This window comes from Thermodesulfovibrio sp. 3907-1M, from assembly GCF_040450955.1.
Lineage (GTDB): Bacteria > Nitrospirota > Thermodesulfovibrionia > Thermodesulfovibrionales > Thermodesulfovibrionaceae > Thermodesulfovibrio > Thermodesulfovibrio autotrophicus.
The window spans coordinates 1,148,389-1,166,643 of sequence record NZ_CP144373.1 but is presented as its reverse complement, the minus strand read 5'-3'; the positions used below and the strand labels follow the sequence as shown (position 1 = coordinate 1,166,643).

Sequence of the window (18,255 nt, the reverse complement as noted above, 5' to 3'; positions counted from 1 at the left end):
TCTAAGGCTATTTCAACTCTTCCATAACTCTTGCCATTTCAATGGCTACCATGGCTGCATCCCAGCCTTTGTTTCCTGATTTCGAACCAGCCCTTTCTATTGCCTGTTCAATGGTATCTGCTGTAATTATTCCAAATGAAACGGGTATGCCTGTTTCTAATCCGATAAGGGCAATTCCCTTTGAGACTTCGGCAGCGATGTAGTCAAAGTGAGGAGTCGCACCTCTAATTAAACTGCCAAGACAGATAATTGCATGGAACTTGCCTGATTGAGCTAATTTTTTTGCAATTAATGGAATTTCAAATGAACCAGGAACTTTCACAATCTCAATGTCTGTGTCGTATGCTCCGTGCCTTATCAGAGCATCAATAGCACCTTCAAGAAGGCGCGAAGTAATAAATTCATTGAATCTGCTTACAACAATTCCAAATTTTAGTCCCTGAGCATCAAGTTTTCCTTCAATGATTTTCATGACTGACCTCCTATGGATAGAATAATTCAAATCTTCTCATTCTAACATTTATTACTAAAGCAATTCCTACAAAATTAGCAACAAGAGTTGTCCCTCCATAACTCATAAATGGTAAGGGAATTCCTACTACTGGCATGATTCCAAGAGTCATGCCAACATTTATAAAAAAGTATAAGACAAAAATTGAAGTAAAACCTATTGAAAGAAGTTTTCCAAAGCTGTCTTTGGCAACTATAGAGACTTTCCAGCATCGGATAAAAAGTGTAAAATAGAGTGCTAAAAGCATAAAACAGCCTATAAATCCCCATTCTTCTGCAAAAATGGGGAAAATAAAGTCAGTATGTCTTTCCGGAAGAAATTTTAAAGGTCCCTGTGTGCCTTCAAGAAAGCCTTTGCCAAAAAGCCCACCAGAACCTACAGTTATTACTGATTGCATGATATTGTAACCAATTCCTTTCGGATCTATGCTCGGATCAATAAAAGCAATTAATCTATTTTTCTGATATTCCTTCAGTCCTTCCCACAGAATCTCCCATAAAAAGAATATGGAAATAATCAATAAGGAAAGAAGCAGTATTAACAATCTTACAGGAAGCCCTTTATAAATAATCATTATAAATGTAATTATAAAAAGCAACACTGCTGTTCCAAGGTCAGGCTGTTTAATAATAAGCAAAAATGGTATTACTCCAAAAATGAGTAATGTCTTCAGGGTATCCTTTATTGATAGAGGAGACTGTTTGTCTTCCAGAAAGGCTGAAATACTTATGATAAAAATTATTTTAAATATTTCTGAGGGCTGAAATGAAAAAAATCCAAAATTTATCCACCTTTTTGCACCCATTGCTGTTTTACCTGTAAAAAGAACAATAATAAGAAGTAAAATTCCTATTATGTAAAAGATTAGCCAGAAATTTTTTAGCTTAATATAGTCAAAAGTTACAAAAGCAATCAAAGTTGATATAGCTATTGCAAGCCATATCAATTGTTTAACATAAAAAGGAGGTTGTTCTCCCTCATCAAGGGGTGGTCTTGTGGCACTGTAAATTGTTAGTATCCCGAGGATACATATGAAAAGAACTACAGCAAAAGTAATCCAGTCAAAATAGCTAATCAGTCTTCTATCAATTTTTAACATTCAGTTGCCTCTTTTTAAGAATATATCCTTCAAGAATATTTCTTGCCACAGGTGCTGCTACTGCTCCTCCGCTTCCTCCATGTTCAACAATTACAGAGAAAGCCATCTCAGGATTTTCCACTGGAGCAAATCCAATAAACCACGCATGATGTTCAATATTTTTATATGATACTTTCTCTTTCAATTTTTTGCTAATTACCTGCACTGTTCCTGTCTTGCCGCCAAACTTTATAATATAAGAACGAGCACCTGAAGCTGTTCCTGATGGTTCATTTACCACTCCTGATAATGCTTCTTTAATTATATCAAGATTTTTAGGATTAAGATTTAGATTTTCTTTTCTGGGCTCATCACCTCTGATTATGTAAGGAGTAACCTTGAGTCCTCCATTTACTACTATAGCCATAACGCGAGCCATCTGTAATGGTGTGACTTTCAGAAATCCCTGTCCAATGGCGGTGTTAAAGGTATCACCTAAAAACCAGGAAGATTTCTTTACTTTTTTTTTCCATTCATCATCAGGAACTAACCCTGATTTTTCATCTGAATTAAATCCTGTAGAACTACCCAATCCCAACAAAGTAGCGTATTTATGTATTTTTTTGATTCCAAGAATTCTACCAAGTTCATAAAAATAAACATCGCAGGACTCAACGAGAGCTTTTCTAAGATTAACAGGTCCGTGTCCTTCTTTTTTCCAGCAACCAAATGTCCATTGTCCAACACTTATACCACCATTACAGTTTACGAGGACTTTATCTGGAGTTATGACTCCTTCCTCAAGCCCAGCCAGTGCAGTGATGATCTTGAATGTTGAGCCTGGTGCATACAAACCCTGAACTGCTCTATTAAGTAAAGGATTTTTTGGATTACTTATTAATTCATTCCAGTAGGCTTCTGTAACACCTTCTACAAATTTATTTGGATCAAAGGATGGAGAGCTTAATAAAGCTAATAGTTCTCCAGTATCAGGTTTTATTGCAACAAAAGCTCCTGTTAGAGTATCAAAAGATTTGTAAGCTGCCTCCTGCAGTAGAGCATCAATTGTTAAATAAATATCTTCGCCTTTTACAGGTGGTGACTCCTTTATTAGTCTTAGTTCTCTGCCAAGAGCATCCACTTCTACAATTTTTTCTCCAGGAATACCCATAAGTCTTTCATCAAATAATTTTTCCAGTCCTGTCTGTCCGACCAGAAAATAAGATGGCAAACTCTGATATTGCGGATTATTTTTTATTTGTTGTTCCGTGATTTTACCGAGATATCCCAGTAAATGAGCTGTGGCAGGGCCAAAGGGATAATGTCTTTTTAACTCTGTTTGTATTATCAATCCCGGGATTTCTGAACGTCTTGCTTCAAGCATGGCAATTTCTTTAAATGTGAGGTCATCTTTTATTTTTATAGGCATATAAATACTTTCAATCTTTGTTTTAAGCCTGTTTTGTAGCTCATCTGGAGGAATGTTTAAAATCTTTGATAATAAATTTATATCCACTTTATCTGCATATTCAGGAGAAATCAAAGCAGCAAAAGAAGGAATATTTTCAACAAGAGGAATCCCATTTCTATCATAAATAATTCCCCGTGGAGCAGGAATTTTTATTATTCTGATTCTGTTTTGTTCAGCAAGTTTTTTATATTTCTCTGTGTTAAGTATCTGAAGTTGCCAGAGTCTTAGTAGAATTATAATGAATATTAAAAAAATTATACCTGCAAATATTTGGTCTTTTTTTTTCATGGTTTTCTCCAGCTTAAAATCAAGCCAAAAGGAATATTAATAAGTCCCCTTATGAAAAAGATTTTAAAAAGTTGCGTACTCAAACTAAAATTAAAAAAATATACCATAATTAAACTGTAAATAATCTCATCCATTATGGTGAAAATAAATATAACCAGAGCTTTGAAAAATTCTGTCCAGTGAAAAAAGAGCTGCCTGACCAGGATTATTAACATAACACCTGTAATTGTTTTAGATATGATTGCAGGACCGATTATTCCTTGAAAAAAGTCTTCTACCACCCCAACTGTTACAAAAAATAAAACAGGTAAGGTTTCTGAAGGTGCGATTTTTTTTTGTTCTATTTCAGGGAAAAAGTAATGTATAACAAAGAGATAAATTAGTAAAAAAGAGAAATCAAAACTTATACTGTCAATTGTAAAAATCTGTTCAATAAAAAAAGTGAAAAATATGAATATGCCCCATTTAATTACATGTTTCATATCAGGCTTTTAATTATTGCGACTTCTTCAATTTTTGAATCTAATTGATATGGAATAACTTCTATACTCTGAAAGAATCCTTTTTTTCTTTCTATTTTTTTTACAACTCCCACTTTAATTCCTTCAGGAAAAATACCATCTGTTCCAGAGGTAATTAATCTGTCTCCAACCATTATATCTTCTTCTAAGGGAATATATTTGAGAATACAAAAGTTTGTTCCTGTCCCACTTACTATACCTTCTGTGCGTGTTCTTTCAACTCTTACAGCAACAGAAAAATTAGGATCAGTCAATAGAAGTATTTCTGAGAAGTTTGAAGATGTAGAGATAACTTTTCCTGCTAATCCATTAAGTGTTATTGCTGGCATTCCCGTTTTTATCCCCTGGGCACTTCCTTTATCTATCCACAGAGTCTTCAGAAACTTATTTGATCCAGTACGAATTACCTTTGCTATTGTTACAACTTCTTTCTTTTTTTCCTTTAAGTTTAAAAGTTCCTTTAATCTTTTATTTTCTTCTATAAGTTCATAAGACGATTTTTGTTCTAAAATCATTTGATATAGCTGTGCTTTTAATTTTCTGTTTTCTTCTTTAAAATAGAAAAATTCAGAAAAAAAGTTTTTTAAATATTCTCCAGGTAATACTAAAGGTGAAAGATCAAACTTATTAAAGCTTATAATTCCCCTGGATTGGTAACTTATGATAAAAAAAGAAACCAAACATATAACAGTTACAATTAAAACAGTGATTTTTTTTATCATAAATTAACATTAAGAGAGACTCTTCTGAGAAGGTCAAGCTTGTCAAGCATCGCACCACATCCTTTAACAACTGCTCTAAGAGGGTCATCGGGAATTATCACAGGGACTCCAGTGTGTTCTCTTATAAGAATATCTAATCCTCTCAATAAAGCTCCTCCACCTGCTAGAACTATTCCTTTATCTGCTATATCAGAGGCAAGCTCAGGAGGTGTATTTTCCAGGGTAACTTTTATTGTATCAAGAATGATTGTTACAGGTTCCTGTAAAGCTTCTCTGATTTCTTCTTCAGTGACTGTTATTGCTTTTGGAATTCCTGTTATTAAGTCTCTTCCCTTAATTTCCATTGTTCTGTCAGAATTCATAGGATAAGCGCTACCAATGTTTATTTTTATTAGTTCAGCAGTTCTTTCTCCTATCATCAGGTTGTATTTTCTTTTAATGTAAGCTATTATTGCCTCATCCATTTTATCTCCGCCAACTTTTACTGCCTTTGAACATACAATTCCATCAAGAGAAATCACAGCAACATCTGTAGTTCCTCCACCAATGTCAACTATCATATTACCAGAAGGTTCTCCTACAGGAAGCCCGACTCCTATTGCTGCAGCCATGGGCTCTTCTATAAGATAAACTTCCCTGGCACCTGAAGCAATTGCAGCATCTTTAACAGCTCTCTGTTCAACCTGAGTTATTCCTGAAGGCACTCCAATAATAATTCTTGGAGAGATAAAACATTTTCTATTATGAGCTTTTGTGATGAAATACTTAAGCATCTCTCCTGTTGCATCAAAATCTGCTATAACACCATCTTTAAGAGGTTTTATTGCACTGATATTGGCTGGAGTTTTACCCATCATTTCTTTTGCCTCTGTGCCGACAGCAATAACTTTTTTATTATCTCTTCTTACAACAACAACTGAAGGTTCGTCGCATACAATACCTTTACCTTTTACATAAACAAGAGTGTTTGCTGTTCCAAGGTCAATTGCCAGATCATTAGAAAATTTTCCCACTAATTTTTGAAGAAACACCATTGTCCTCCCTGATATAGATTTAATTAATTATTTTAAAATATTTCAGATTTATTCTTCTATGACTGAAGTTTTAGCCAGGTAATCACCCAATCTTCTCGCGTCTGGATCACCTACAATGAGTGTAAATTCAAAGGCAAACAATGCAATACAAATTAGCCAGCCAAGAATGGGTATCAGTAAAAAAAATGCTGCTAAAGCTAAAGGTAAATTTCTGATTATGGAGTCTCTAAAATCAGCCTTGCTCTGTCTCTCTATGTTAATAACCTTTAGTCTTAAGAATTTTTTTCCAATACTGCAACCTTTGAATAAACCATCACTTATCAACAGATAAAAAATTCCAGTAAAAAATCCTCCTTCATGAAAAAATTTCCAAAGGACTAAAATAAGAAGCAAATCAATTAATTTAGCAATTCCTCTGAAGAAAATATTGCCATATTTTGATTGATTATTAATCATTTTTATTGTTTTATTATTATTTTAAATATTCTATAATATATTAGCACTTGCCTCTTTTTAATATAAACAATTATGATAGGATACAATAAAATTTGTTGATAAAGCAAAATGTAAAAATAGAAATTACAGAGGAGGGTAAAATGGGTAATAAAATTTTAAGGATGAGTTGTTGGTTGAATTTTGTTGTTTTTTTGTTATTTTTTTACTGTATATCATTAACTCATGCAGAAATTATTGCTAAACCAGGAACTTTTGATCATTTTCAGTTTGATACCCCGGATGTATTGACAGCTGGCAATGAATATAAAATATTTATTATAGCAGTTGATGCCTTTGGTAATCCTGTAAGCATGCCTGCTGAAAGCTTTAAAGAATATAAATTAACCGTAACAGGCTCAGCTATGGTATCACCTTCTCAGTTTAAGTCAAGTGAAATAACTCAGTCAGGTCTGACTATTAAGTTTAAGGATGAGAAAGCAGAAGAAGTTGTGATCTCCCTTTATGAAATTAATAGTCCTTTCCCCATTATTGAAAAAAAGATAAAAATTCTGCCAGCAGAGATATCTGATCTTAGTATAAAAGTTCCTGCTTCAGTAAAAGCTGGTAGTGATTTTGAAGTATGGATTTCAGGAAAAGATCGTTTTGGTAATGTGGTTTGTAAGGATTTTGAACCTAAGGATTTGAACTTATTTTTTAAAGGTGATGTTTCTCCTCAGATAAAAGAAATTCAGTATATACCTGAAAGCTGTAGTGTGAGAGTGAAACTTTTATCAGAAAAAATTGGAAATTTCCACATTGAAGCAGACTTATTGAATAAAAAAATCACAGGTAAAAGTGAAAAAATAGCGGTTTTAAATGGTCCTGTAAATTCTTTTATTGTTAATGCACCTGAAACCGCTGTTGTTGATGAACCTTTTGATATAACCATATTGGCTATTGATAGATTCAATAATTTTGTTAAAGACTTTGCTATACAAAAGGAAAAAATAATAATAGAAGCACAGGGCAAAGGTTATATCTTTCCTTCTGAGTTATCATCTTATGCCTTTTCAGACGGCAAAGCAAAAATAAGTCTTCGCTATGATATGCCTGAAGATATAAAAATAGTAGTTAAAGTTGCCAATAATAATTCAATAAGAGGAGAAAGCGGTGTTGTAAAAATTGTTCCACCGAAAGTAAAAAGATTTGAAATTATTTCACCTGAGACAATTATTGCAGGGCAGAGATTCAAAATAAAGATTATTGCCTATAATCATCTTGACAAAGTTATGTCCAATTACAACTTGTATGGCAGTACAGTTATATTAAAATCGTCAGGTTCAGGCAGTCTTACTCCAAATAGAGTTCCTCCATCAGAATTTATTAATGGAGTTGCTACTGTTGAAGTTATGTATGACAGGGCAGAAAAATTTAATATTTTTGCAACAACAGAAGAAAAAGAGATTCCTTCAAAGGAAATTAAAATTGCTGAAGAAAAGAGAGTAGAAAAAACAAAGAAAAAAATAGTTGAAAAAAGAGAAGCAAAAAAAGCAAAAACTAAAAAAAGAATTGTCACCAAAGGGCAGGTTTTAGAACTTAAAAATATTTCTCTTGTTGAAACAAAAAAAAGTTCTTCCTTGACTCTTTTTATTCCAAATGTGGATAAATACGGTGGATATTATCCAAAAACAAAAAAAGAAGGAAAATCTATGTCAGTTGCATTAGAAGTTTATCCTGTTAAAAATAAGTTAGAAGCACCGATAAAAATTGAATCCGATTTTATAAGAGAGGTTTCTATATCTGAAAAAGAAAATAAAGTTATACTCAATATAACCCTTAAGAAGCCTCTTAAGTATCGTGTTACAAAGAAAAAAGATGAACTCCTTGTAGAGTTCAGGAGACCTTAATGGGTTTATTTGACAAGCTCAAGGAAAAGTTAAGCAAGACAAAACAACATATTGTTGAAAAAATTGAAGCTGTTGTTCCAGTAGGCAGAAAAATTGATGAAACTACAATAGAAGAAATAGAGGAGATTTTAATATCCTCTGATTTTGGTATACATGCAACAGAACAGATTACATCTATTCTAAGAAAAAGAGTAAAAGAAGGCGCATTAAAGGACTATAGTGATTTTAAATCTATACTCAAAGATGAGCTTTATAAAATTCTTGAAAATGCAACAAATTTAAATTTATCCTCAAAACCTGCAGTAATTCTGGTGGTTGGAGTAAATGGAGTTGGAAAAACTACAACCATTGGAAAACTGGGTTATAAATTTATAAGTGAAGGTAAATCTGTTGTTTTTGCTGCTGCTGATACCTTTAGAGCTGCAGCTATAGAACAACTTGAAATATGGGCAAAAAGGGTAGGAGCTGATATTATCAAACATAAGAGTGGAGCTGATCCAGCTGCTGTTGTTTTTGATGCAGTGGAGCATGCTAGAGCAAAAAAAAAGGATATAGTAATTATAGATACAGCAGGCAGACTTCACACAAAGCAACCATTAATGGAAGAGTTAAAAAAAATCAACAGAGTTATAAAAAAATCAATTCCAGAAGCTCCCCATGAGACTTTGCTGATTTTAGATGCTACAACAGGGCAGAATGCAATAAGACAGGCTTGTCTGTTTAATGAAGCCTTAGGATTAACAGGTGTGGTTGTTACAAAGCTTGATGGAACAGCAAAGGGTGGAGTTATTTTCGGAATAAAAAAAGAGATAGGCATTCCTGTTAAATTAATCGGCATTGGCGAAGGAATTGATGATTTAAAGGAGTTCAATCCTAAAGAATTTGTTGAAGCTTTGTTTGATTAAATTGCGGGGAGAGGATTTGAACCTCTGACCTTCGGGTTATGAGCCCGACGAGCTACCAGACTGCTCCACCCCGCGATAAATTCAATATACCTTAAAGAAACAGGATTTGTCAAATGCAGATTGTAATTGCTTCAAGAAACAAAAAAAAGATAGAAGAGTTAAAAAGGATTCTTGAAGGGCTCAGCATTGAACTGCTTTCTGTCAATAATTTTCCCCATCTCGGAGAAGTTGTTGAAGATGGTGAGACTTTTCAAGAAAATGCCTTAAAAAAAGCAAGATATGTATGTAAACAAACAGGACTGCCTGCTCTGGCTGATGATTCAGGACTGGAAGTTGATGCATTGGAAGGTGCTCCAGGTGTAAGGTCAGCAAGATATGCAGGAGATAATGCCACTGATGAGGACAATATAAAAAAGCTTTTGAAAGATTTAGAAGGAGTTCCTTTAGATAGAAGAACTGCAAGATTCGTATGCTGCATTGCATTAGTTTTTCCAGGACATAAGGAATATTTATTCTGGGGTTATGTGAGAGGTAAAATTACAGAAACTCCAAGAGGAAGCTATGGTTTTGGATACGATCCTGTATTTATACCTGAAGGGTTTTCAACTACATTTGCTCAGATGCTACCTCATGAAAAGGACAGGATAAGTCATCGCAAAGAAGCACTTGACAAATTAAGAGAATTTTTGATAAAACTAACGACAAATTTATAAGCAAAACTTATTACAAAATTATAAAATTTAAGTTGCTTTTTAATCAATAATAAGTTAAATTATAAACCAAAAGTTAATTTTAAACCTAAAAGGAGGAAACAGTGAGATTAGTATTCTTAGGTGCTCCAGGAGCAGGCAAGGGAACTCAGGCAAAAAGATTGGTAGAAAAATATGGTATCCCTCAGATTTCTACAGGTGATCTCCTCAGAGCAGCAGTTGCAGCAGGAACTCCGCTTGGCAAAGAAGCAAAGTCATACATGGACAGAGGAGAACTGGTTCCTGATAGCGTTGTTCTTGGAATGGTCAAAGAAAGACTGTCTCAGGATGACTGTAAAAAAGGTTTTATTCTTGATGGTTTTCCAAGAAATGTTGCTCAAGCTGAGGCTCTTGATAAAATGCTTTCTGAGATGAATATGCCTTTAGACCTTGCACTTAATCTTGATGTTCCCTTTGATGACCTTATGAAAAGACTTACAGGAAGAAGAACTTGTAAAGTCTGCGGTCAAATGTACAATATTTATTATTCTCCTTCAAAAGTGGAAGGTAAGTGTGACAAATGTGGAGGTGAGCTTTTCCAGAGGGATGACGACAAAGAAGAAACAATCAGAAAAAGGCTTGAAGTTTACAGGGCTCAAACAGAACCATTGATTGATTATTATTCAAAAAAAGGAATTCTTAAAAGCGTTTCAGGCACAGGTAGCATAGATGAAATATTTAACAGTATCTGTGCAATATTAGAAAAAATTAAATAAGGAGGGAAAGGTATGCCAGATGTAAGAATTAAAACACTGCCCCCACCTCATGGTGGAAAACTTGTTGAGAGGGTTGTTCGTGACCCTGAGATGGCAAGAAAATTAATGGAAAAATGCTCTGCAGTTTATGACATCAAGCCAACCCTTTTTAAGGGTAATCCTGTAAGAAATGTTTACAGGGAAATAATGTCAGTATGTTATGGCTTTTTCAGCCCTGTTGAAGGCTCAATGACAAAGGCTGAGCTTGAAAGTGTTCTTGAAAAAAGAAGGCTTTTGAGCGGATGGGTTTTTCCCTATCCAATTCTCTTTGACATCTCAGAAGAAGATTTCAAAAAACTTAAAGTTGGAGCAGGTGACTGGCTTCTTCTAAGACTCAAGGGTGAACCTTTTGCAATTCTTGAGATTGAAGAAGTTTATGAGATCGTGCCTGGTGACGTTGCGGTAAGAACCTTTGGAACACCAGAGAAAAATCCGGAAGTGGTTAAAGCCCCATTTGATCAGAAGCATACAGGATATAACATTTACTGCTCATTGAATCCAATAATACTTGCTGGAAAATACACAATAATAAATGAGCCAAAAATCAGACCACCTTTTGACAGATTCTGGTATCCACCAAAGAGATCAAGAGAAGAGTTTGAAAAAAGAGGCTGGACCACTGTTATAGCTCATCAGACAAGAAATGTTCCTCACACGGGTCATGAAGCATTAATGAAGAATGCAGCATATATAGGTGATATAGAGCCTTCTCATGGTATAGTTGTTAATGCTATAGTTGGTGCAAAGAGAATAGGAGACTTCCCAGATGAAGCAATTGTAGAAGGGCACGAAATGCTTCATCTTGCTGGTTACATAAAGCCTGAGCGCCATCTTGTAACATTTACACTCTGGGATATGAGATACGGAAACCCCATTGAATCTCTCATCCATGCAGTAATCAGACAGAACATGGGAATTTCCTTCCATATGTTTGGAAGAGATCATGCAGCACTTGGCGAGTACTATGATATTTATGCAACTCAGATACTCTGGTCAAAGGGAATCCCGAGCTTTGGTTTTGATGCTCCACCATATGCAGTGGAAGGCGGATTCTATATAAGGCCTCAGAATATTGCAGAGTTCTGGTATTGTCCAAAATGCCTTGAGTTTGCATACTCTGGTAATTGTAATCATAAAGGTATATATTCAAGATACTCTGGAAGCTTTATAAGAGGACTTATAAACGAAGGCGTAACACCACCACCACAGATTTACAGACCAGAAGTTTATAAAGTTGTTGTAAAATGGTGGCAGAAGTTTGGATATCCATTTAACAATGAGAAGTATCTGAAAGAGAGAGAGGAGAGATTAGAGGTTGATCTCCCTCACATGGAACTTCCAGCTCACTTAAAAAAATAAAAGAGGAGGTGAATAATGGCTAAGTATTTTGGCGTAATAATTGATGAAAAAAGATTGGCAGCTATAAAGGGAACTCCCTTAGAGGAAAAGGTTGAGCCAATTTTTGGTGGAGCATTAAAGCGTCTTGTAATTGAGGTTTCTGATGAGCTTGGTCAGAAAGTTATTGAACAGTTCTCAAAGGCAAGATTTGATGCAAGAGGATTTATTGAGGAAACTCCTGCTGCATTCAAAAGATTGGTATTTAAGAAAATTGTAGAGAAAAAATCTTTAGGTCCAGAGGTAATAGAGGCTGCTGTTGCTGAGATTCATTCAATTAAAGAAGAAATCGCAAAGGAAGACAGAGAGCTTCCAGTCCCTGATATTGATATAAGTGATGTACTGGAATTACAAAAAAATCCAGTGCAAAAACCAGCATAATAAAAAACAAAAAAGGAGGTTAAGCTATGCCAAGTTTTGTAATTCAGGAAAAGTGTGACGGCTGCAAAGCACAGGACAAAACTGCATGTCAGTACATCTGTCCCAACGACCTTATGGTGCTTGACAGAGAAAAGATGAAGGCTTACAATCAGGAGCCTGACCAGTGCTGGGAGTGCTATAACTGCGTAAAAATTTGCCCTCAGCAGGCAATTGAGGTAAGAGGTTACGCAGACTTCTGTCCTCTCGGTGCAAGCGTTATTCCAATGAGAGGTCAGGATGCAATTATGTGGACAATTAAATTCAGAAATGGCTCAATCAAGAGATTCAAATTCCCAATCAGACTTACACCAGAAGGTTACTGGAATGCAGACAACATTTATGCAGGATTACCTGAGCCTGATTATTCAAAGATTAAACAGCCTGGCTACTTTAATTATGAAGCCAGAAAAGAGTAAAAAAATAAAGTAAGGAGGGATAACATGGAAAAAGAGACTTGCACATTTTCATACTGTCAGAGACCTGATGTTGTAGAGGTTGAGACTGATTTTCTAATCATTGGTGGTGGAATGGCTGCATGCGGTGCTGCATTTGAAGGTTGCAGATGGGCAACGCCAAAGGGAATTAAGGTAACACTCGTTGACAAAGCAGCAATGGATCGTTCCGGTGCTGTTGCAATGGGTCTCAGCGCCATTAATACCTACATTGGCGAAAACAAGGTTGTTGACTATGTAAAATATGTCCGTGCAGACCTGATGGGAATTATCAGAGAAGACCTTGTTTATGACCTTGGAAGACATGTTGATGATTCTGTTCATATGTTTGAGGAATGGGGTCTTCCAATATGGAAAAAGAGCGATGATGGTTGGTCACTTGATGGATTCCAGGCAAGAGACCAGGGCAAACCAAAGCTCAAAGATGGTGGAGTTCCATGCCGTTCTGGAAAGTGGCAGATCATGATCAATGGTGAATCATATAAGGTAATAGTTGCAGAGGCTGCAAAGGCTGCTCTTGAGTTCAATAGAAAGGCAACTGGACAGGCTCAGAATATTTATGAGAGAGTATTTATAGTTAAACTCCTTAAGGATGCAAAAGAGCCTAACAGAGTAGCAGGTGCAATAGGCTTCAGTGTAAGAGAAAATAAGATTTATCTCTTCAAAGCAAAGGCAATTCTTGCAGCCTGCGGTGGTGCAGTTAATGTCTTCAGACCAAGATCAACCAGAGAAGGAATGGGAAGAGCTTGGTATCCAGTATGGAATTCTGGTTCTGGATATTATCTCGGTATTACTGTTGGTGCAGAATTGACAATGATGGAAAATAGATTTGTTCCTGCAAGATTCAAAGATGGATATGGTCCTGTTGGTGCATGGTTCCTCTTCTTTAAAGCAAAAGCAAGCGATTCTCTTGGAAATGATTACTGCGCCAAGGATACTCCAGAATTTCAGGATGCTGTAAAGAAATATGGAAAATGGGCTGAGGCTTTAGGAACTGCCATCAGAAACCATCTTATGATGCAGGCTATGAAGCAGGGTAGAGGACCTATTCTTATGAATACACACACTGCAATGCAGGAACTTGCAAAGCAGATGGATGCAAAGAGACTCAAACACCTTGAAGCAGAAGCATGGGAAGACTTTCTTGACATGTGTATTGGTCAGGCAGGACTGTGGGCAGCCTATAATGTAGAGCCTGATAAAGTTCCATCCGAGATTATGCCAACAGAGCCTTATCTCCTTGGCTCACATGCTGGCTGTGCAGGCTTCTGGGTAAGCGGACCTGGTGACATCCCCGGTACACCAGCAGAGTGGTTCTGGGGCTATAACAGAATGAGCACAGTTAATGGCCTCTTCATGGCTGGTGATATTGTTGGTGCATCAGGACATAAATTCTCCTCAGGTTCACACGCAGAGGGAAGAATTGCTGCAAAAGCAGCAATTGCCTTCATACTTGATAATTCAGCATACACACCAACAATAGCAGAAGATCCAAATGCTCTGGCAGCAGAGCTGTATCTGCCATTTGAGCTTTACGAGAAATATAAGACTTATTCAACAGATCCTAAGGTCAATCCATACTATATCAAACCCGATATGTATCAGGCAAGACTCCAGAAGATTGCTGACGAGTACTTTGGTGGAGTCGGTACATGGTACATGACATCAAAGACAATGATTGAAGAAGGTCTCAGGAAACTTCAGGTTCTTAAAGAAGATGCAGCAAGACTGGCAGCATCCAATCTCCATGAGCTTCTACGTTGCTGGGAGAATGTACATAGAACACTCTCACTTGAAGCTCATGCAAGACACATTCTCTTCAGAGAAGAGTCCAGATATCCTGGCTACTACTACAGAGGAGACTTTGACTTTGTTGATGACAATAACTGGCGTGCCTTTGTCAACTCAGTTTATGATCCAGCTACCGATACATTTACACTTAAGAAAGTCCCATACGTCCAGATATTCCCAGACTAATACAGAGTCAGGTTCGGGAGGGGTATTTCCCCTCCCTTTAATTTTAAACATTGAAAAGAGATGACTATAAAAATTCGTAATGCAGTCAAAGCTGTATTACGAATTTTTGTGTTTAAGAATTTATTTAAAGGAGGCTACCGATGAGTGCTGAAACAAACCGCATCTTGGTAATTGGTGGAGGATTCAGTGGCTTAACTGCAGGGATTGAGGCTGCCGAGACAGGAGCAGAAGTTATAATTGTTGAGAAAAATCCTTATCTCGGCGGAAGAGTTGCCCAGTTGAATAAATACTTTCCAAAAATCTGTCCACCAATGTGTGGTCTTGAGATTAATTTCAGGCGTATAAAAGTTAATCCAGCAGTAACATTCTACACCATGGCAGAGGTTACATCAATTAGTGGTGGACCAGGAGATTATACAGCAACAATAAAGTTGAACCCTCGTTACGTAAATGAAAACTGTACAGCCTGCAATGCCTGTGCAGAAGCCTGTCCTCAGGAAAGAGATAATGATTTCAACTTTGGCTTAAACAAAACTAAAGCTATTTATCTGCCATTTGAACAGGCTTTTCCTCTAAGATACGTTGTTGACAGAGGAAGCTGTCCAAAGGATTGTCCAGCTCCATGTGTGGATGCCTGTAAATACAATGCAATAGACCTTAATATGCAACCCGAAACAGTTGAGGTTAAAGTTAACTCAATAATTGTTGCAACAGGCTGGAAGCCTTATGATGCTTCAAAGATAGACAATCTCGGATTTGGAAAGGTTAAAAACGTAATAACAAATATGATGCTTGAAAGACTTGCCTCTAAGAATGGTCCAACCCAGGGGCAGATTTTAAGACCATCAGATGGAAAACCTGTTGAGAGTGTTGCTTTTGTTCAGTGTGCAGGAAGCAGAGATGAAAATCATCTTCCCTTCTGCTCATACATCTGCTGTCTTGCTTCATTAAAGCACACGCTGTATATAAAAGAGCAGAATCCTGATGCTGAGGTTACAATCTTTTACATTGATATAAGAACTCCTGGCAGATATGAGAAGTTTTTCAATCAGGTTAAAGAACAAACAGGAGTCAATCTTGTCAAAGGCAAGGTTGCTGAAGTCCAGCAGGATAAGGATTCAGATGATGTTGTGGTAACTGCAGAAGATATGCTCAGTGGAGAAAAAATTAGAAAGAAAGTAGATATGGTAGTTCTCGCCACAGGAATGCAGCCAGAGGGCTTTGAAATAAAAGTTCCAGGGCTCAAGTACGCAATAGATGGATTTGTAGTTGACTCTGAAGGTGTGTATTCTGCGGGTTGTGCAAAAGCTCCAATGGATGTAGCAGGTTGTGGAAAGGATGCCACAGCTGCAGCCCTCAAGGCAATTCAGACTGGAGTAAGGAGGTAATCTATGGAAAAGAAAATTGGACTATATATCTGCAAAGGCTGTGGTATAGGTGAAGCAGTTGATGTTGAAAAGATTCAGAACATAGCAAAAAATGCATTAAGAGTTCCAGTGGTAGCAGTCAGTGATGTTTTATGTAGCAGCCAAGGTGTTGAATTAATTAAAAAGGACATTGCTGAGCAGGGAGTAAATAGCATAGTTATAGCAGGATGTTCACCAAGAGTTAAAACCTATGAATTTACTTTTCCTGGTTGCTTTGTTGAAAGAGTCCCTGTAAGAGAGCTTGCCATATGGAGTATTGAGGATGCATCTGAAAAACAGCTTGCAGCAGAAGACTACATTAAAATGGGCGTAATAAAGGCTCAGAAAGCTGATATCCCCGAACCCTACATTATTGAAATTGCTAAATCAATTCTTGTAGTAGGTGGTGGAATCTCAGGTATGACAGCTGCTCTGGAGGCAGCTCGTGCTGGATATGATGTTGTTGTTGTTGAAAAAGAGCCAGAGCTTGGTGGTTTTGCGAGAAAACTTTACAAAAGAGTGCCAACAGATGATTTTACAAAGGGAGTTCTCGGAGAAGTTAATCTTGAGCCACTTATAAATGAAGTTACATCAAACCCAAAAATAAAGGTTTATACATCATCAAAGATTGAGAGAATTGATGGACAACCCGGTGATTTTGATGTAACCATTGCTAAAGAAGGCTCCACTGAAACTATTAAAATCGGTGCAATAATTCAGGCAACAGGATGGAAACCCTATGATGCTAAAAAACTTGCAAAGAAGTATGGATACGGCAAGTTCAAGGATGTGGTTACTAATTTTGAGTTTGAAGAGATTGCAAAAAATAACAATGGTGTAATCAAGAGACCTTCTGATCACAGAGTTGTTAAGTCTGTTCTTTTTGTTCAGTGTGCAGGGCAGAGAGATCCTGAGCATATTCCCTATTGTTCAGGAATGTGCTGTGCTACAACACTTAAACAGGCAAGATATGTTACAGATGGTAATCCTGATGCCACTGCAATGGTTATTTACAAGGATATTCGCACCCCAGGAAAGCTTGAATACTATTACAAAGAAGCTCAGAACACACCTGGAGTTATGCTTGCTAAAGGGGAAGTTACAGGAATCAAAGAAGAATGGGATAAATTGATTGTTACTGTGGAAGACTCTTTACTTGGTGAAAAAGTTGAGATAGAAGCAGAGATGGTAGTTCTTGCCACTGGTATGGTTCCGACAACAAAAGAACCACAGGATTATCTTATTGGTCTCGCAGAAGCTGCAGCAAAAGGTGATGAAGCAAAGGCAAAATATATTGAGACAACCAAAAAACCAGAATTTATTCTTAACCTTGGATATCGTCAGGGACCTGAACTTCCTTTCCTTGAAGGTGGATTCGGCTTTGTTGATTCTAACTTTATATGCTTTCAGTATGAAACCCGTAGAACAGGTATATATGCGGTTGGACCGGTGCGTCAACCAATGAACATGACTGAATCACAGGAAGATGCTCGTGGCGCAGCATTAAAGGCAATTCAGTGCATTGAACATGTTGCAAAGGGAATGGCTGTTCATCCAAGAGCATGGGATACTTCTTATCCTGAACCAAATCTTTCAAAATGTACAGCATGCAAGCGATGCACAGAAGAATGTCCCTTTGGTGCAATTGATGAAGACGAAAAGGGTATCCCATTTTATAAACCTAACAGATGTCGTAGATGTGGAACCTGTATGGGTGCATGTCCAGAAAGAATTGTTTCATTCAAGGACTACAGCGTAGATATGATTGGTTCAATGTTGAAGAATGTTTCTGTACCGAGCGAAGATGAAAGACCTCGTATTATAGTGCTTTGCTGCGAAAATGATGCATTTCCTGCAACAGAAACAGCAGCTTTTCACAGACTTAAACTTGATCCTGCATTGAGATTTATTCAATTGAGATGCCTTGGTTCTATGAACCTTGTCTGGATTGCTGATGCTCTCTCAAGAGGTGTTGATGGAATGCTGCTACTTGGATGCAAATTTGGTGAAAACTATCAATGTCATTTTGCAAAAGGCAGTGAGCTTGCTAAATACAGACTTGGTAAGGTTCAGGAAACCCTTGACAGACTTCAACTTGAATCAGACAGAGTTCAGATGTATGAGGTAGCAATTGATGAGTACTGGAGAATTCCTGATATAGTAAATGAGTTTATGGAGAAAATTAGACAAATCGGTCCTAATCCATTTAAGGGCTTCTAAGGAGGAAAG

General features: G+C 36.8%; 17 protein-coding genes and 1 tRNA gene. 10 read left to right on the top strand and 8 right to left on the bottom strand.

The features are described from left to right. Positions 1 to 7: 7 nt before the first annotated feature. The 7 genes from ribE to V4D30_RS05995 are packed head-to-tail and all read right to left on the bottom strand — an operon-like array spanning position 8 to position 6,081. The gene (ribE, locus tag V4D30_RS06025; RefSeq protein ID WP_353683421.1) at positions 8 to 472 is read right to left on the bottom strand and encodes a 6,7-dimethyl-8-ribityllumazine synthase; all 465 of its coding nucleotides are present in this window, start codon (positions 470 to 472) and stop codon (positions 8 to 10) included. A gap of 10 nt (positions 473 to 482) precedes the next feature. Then, positions 483 to 1,610 (bottom strand): rod shape-determining protein RodA, encoded by a 1,128-nt coding sequence (gene rodA / locus V4D30_RS06020; protein WP_353683420.1) that lies wholly within the window; start codon positions 1,608 to 1,610, stop codon positions 483 to 485. Next, the gene (mrdA, locus tag V4D30_RS06015; protein WP_353683419.1) at positions 1,597 to 3,348 is read right to left on the bottom strand and encodes a penicillin-binding protein 2; all 1,752 of its coding nucleotides are present in this window, start codon (positions 3,346 to 3,348) and stop codon (positions 1,597 to 1,599) included. The genes rodA and mrdA overlap by 14 nt, the downstream gene beginning before the upstream one ends. Beyond that, positions 3,345 to 3,830, bottom strand: a complete 486-nt coding sequence (locus V4D30_RS06010; RefSeq protein ID WP_353683418.1) for a hypothetical protein — start codon at positions 3,828 to 3,830, stop codon at positions 3,345 to 3,347. Before V4D30_RS06010 ends, mrdA begins: the two co-directional genes overlap by 4 nt. Beyond that, positions 3,827 to 4,591, bottom strand: coding sequence for a rod shape-determining protein MreC (mreC, locus tag V4D30_RS06005; protein ID WP_353683417.1), 765 nt, complete (start codon positions 4,589 to 4,591; stop codon positions 3,827 to 3,829). Before mreC ends, V4D30_RS06010 begins: the two co-directional genes overlap by 4 nt. Continuing rightward, positions 4,588 to 5,625, bottom strand: a complete 1,038-nt coding sequence (locus V4D30_RS06000) for a rod shape-determining protein (protein WP_353683416.1) — start codon at positions 5,623 to 5,625, stop codon at positions 4,588 to 4,590. Before V4D30_RS06000 ends, mreC begins: the two co-directional genes overlap by 4 nt. Before the next feature lie 48 nt (positions 5,626 to 5,673). Further along, complete coding sequence (locus tag V4D30_RS05995) at positions 5,674 to 6,081, bottom strand: RDD family protein (RefSeq protein WP_353683415.1); 408 nt, start codon at positions 6,079 to 6,081, stop codon at positions 5,674 to 5,676. 140 nt (positions 6,082 to 6,221) lie between these two features. Between V4D30_RS05995 and V4D30_RS05990 the strand changes: the two genes are divergently transcribed. Together V4D30_RS05990 and ftsY are read left to right on the top strand one after the other, a co-directional pair. Further along, on the top strand, positions 6,222 to 7,967 hold the full coding sequence (locus V4D30_RS05990; protein WP_353683414.1) for a hypothetical protein: 1,746 nt from the start codon (positions 6,222 to 6,224) through the stop codon (positions 7,965 to 7,967). Further along, a complete protein-coding gene (gene ftsY / locus V4D30_RS05985) occupies positions 7,967 to 8,872 on the top strand; it encodes a signal recognition particle-docking protein FtsY (RefSeq protein ID WP_353683413.1) in 906 nt (301 codons plus the stop codon). The genes V4D30_RS05990 and ftsY overlap by 1 nt, the downstream gene beginning before the upstream one ends. A 1-nt stretch (position 8,873) precedes the next feature. Here the strand turns inward: ftsY and V4D30_RS05980 are convergent. Then, positions 8,874 to 8,947 (bottom strand) — tRNA-Met (locus V4D30_RS05980). Between the two features lie 38 nt (positions 8,948 to 8,985). On the opposite strand from V4D30_RS05980, the gene V4D30_RS05975 reads away from it, so the two are divergent. The 8 genes from V4D30_RS05975 (at position 8,986) to V4D30_RS05940 (ending at position 18,246) form a co-directional block, all read left to right on the top strand. Then, positions 8,986 to 9,585 (top strand): XTP/dITP diphosphatase, encoded by a 600-nt coding sequence (locus tag V4D30_RS05975; RefSeq protein ID WP_353683412.1) that lies wholly within the window; start codon positions 8,986 to 8,988, stop codon positions 9,583 to 9,585. 101 nt (positions 9,586 to 9,686) lie between these two features. Next, positions 9,687 to 10,337: an adenylate kinase gene (locus V4D30_RS05970; protein WP_353683411.1), complete on the top strand. Its 651-nt coding sequence runs from the start codon at positions 9,687 to 9,689 to the stop codon at positions 10,335 to 10,337. 12 nt (positions 10,338 to 10,349) lie between these two features. Beyond that, on the top strand, positions 10,350 to 11,735 hold the full coding sequence (gene sat / locus V4D30_RS05965) for a sulfate adenylyltransferase (protein ID WP_353683410.1): 1,386 nt from the start codon (positions 10,350 to 10,352) through the stop codon (positions 11,733 to 11,735). Positions 11,736 to 11,750: 15 nt separating this feature from the next. Then, entirely contained in the window at positions 11,751 to 12,152 is a 402-nt protein-coding gene (locus V4D30_RS05960) for a hypothetical protein (protein ID WP_353683409.1), read from the top strand. 26 nt (positions 12,153 to 12,178) lie between these two features. Continuing rightward, positions 12,179 to 12,607, top strand: a complete 429-nt coding sequence (aprB, locus tag V4D30_RS05955) for an adenylyl-sulfate reductase subunit beta (protein WP_353683408.1) — start codon at positions 12,179 to 12,181, stop codon at positions 12,605 to 12,607. Between the two features lie 24 nt (positions 12,608 to 12,631). Continuing rightward, positions 12,632 to 14,620, top strand: coding sequence for an adenylyl-sulfate reductase subunit alpha (gene aprA, locus V4D30_RS05950; RefSeq protein ID WP_353683407.1), 1,989 nt, complete (start codon positions 12,632 to 12,634; stop codon positions 14,618 to 14,620). A gap of 140 nt (positions 14,621 to 14,760) precedes the next feature. After that, on the top strand, positions 14,761 to 16,008 hold the full coding sequence (locus V4D30_RS05945; RefSeq protein ID WP_353683406.1) for a CoB--CoM heterodisulfide reductase iron-sulfur subunit A family protein: 1,248 nt from the start codon (positions 14,761 to 14,763) through the stop codon (positions 16,006 to 16,008). A 3-nt stretch (positions 16,009 to 16,011) separates the two neighbouring features. After that, the gene (locus V4D30_RS05940) at positions 16,012 to 18,246 is read left to right on the top strand and encodes an FAD-dependent oxidoreductase (protein ID WP_353683405.1); all 2,235 of its coding nucleotides are present in this window, start codon (positions 16,012 to 16,014) and stop codon (positions 18,244 to 18,246) included. The last annotated feature ends 9 nt before the right edge of the window (positions 18,247 to 18,255 follow it).

Coding starts and splice junctions, on each gene's coding strand:
- ftsY (WP_353683413.1), top strand. CDS start 7,967: ATGGGTTTATTTGACAAGCTCAAGGAAAAGTTAAGCAAGACAAAACAA.
- V4D30_RS05995 (WP_353683415.1), bottom strand. CDS start 6,081: ATGATTAATAATCAATCAAAATATGGCAATATTTTCTTCAGAGGAATT.
- aprB (WP_353683408.1), top strand. CDS start 12,179: ATGCCAAGTTTTGTAATTCAGGAAAAGTGTGACGGCTGCAAAGCACAG.
- V4D30_RS05975 (WP_353683412.1), top strand. CDS start 8,986: ATGCAGATTGTAATTGCTTCAAGAAACAAAAAAAAGATAGAAGAGTTA.
- aprA (WP_353683407.1), top strand. CDS start 12,632: ATGGAAAAAGAGACTTGCACATTTTCATACTGTCAGAGACCTGATGTT.
- V4D30_RS06010 (WP_353683418.1), bottom strand. CDS start 3,830: ATGAAACATGTAATTAAATGGGGCATATTCATATTTTTCACTTTTTTT.
- rodA (WP_353683420.1), bottom strand. CDS start 1,610: ATGTTAAAAATTGATAGAAGACTGATTAGCTATTTTGACTGGATTACT.
- sat (WP_353683410.1), top strand. CDS start 10,350: ATGCCAGATGTAAGAATTAAAACACTGCCCCCACCTCATGGTGGAAAA.
- V4D30_RS05945 (WP_353683406.1), top strand. CDS start 14,761: ATGAGTGCTGAAACAAACCGCATCTTGGTAATTGGTGGAGGATTCAGT.
- ribE (WP_353683421.1), bottom strand. CDS start 472: ATGAAAATCATTGAAGGAAAACTTGATGCTCAGGGACTAAAATTTGGA.
- mreC (WP_353683417.1), bottom strand. CDS start 4,591: ATGATAAAAAAAATCACTGTTTTAATTGTAACTGTTATATGTTTGGTT.
- V4D30_RS06000 (WP_353683416.1), bottom strand. CDS start 5,625: ATGGTGTTTCTTCAAAAATTAGTGGGAAAATTTTCTAATGATCTGGCA.
- V4D30_RS05990 (WP_353683414.1), top strand. CDS start 6,222: ATGGGTAATAAAATTTTAAGGATGAGTTGTTGGTTGAATTTTGTTGTT.
- mrdA (WP_353683419.1), bottom strand. CDS start 3,348: ATGAAAAAAAAAGACCAAATATTTGCAGGTATAATTTTTTTAATATTC.
- V4D30_RS05960 (WP_353683409.1), top strand. CDS start 11,751: ATGGCTAAGTATTTTGGCGTAATAATTGATGAAAAAAGATTGGCAGCT.
- V4D30_RS05940 (WP_353683405.1), top strand. CDS start 16,012: ATGGAAAAGAAAATTGGACTATATATCTGCAAAGGCTGTGGTATAGGT.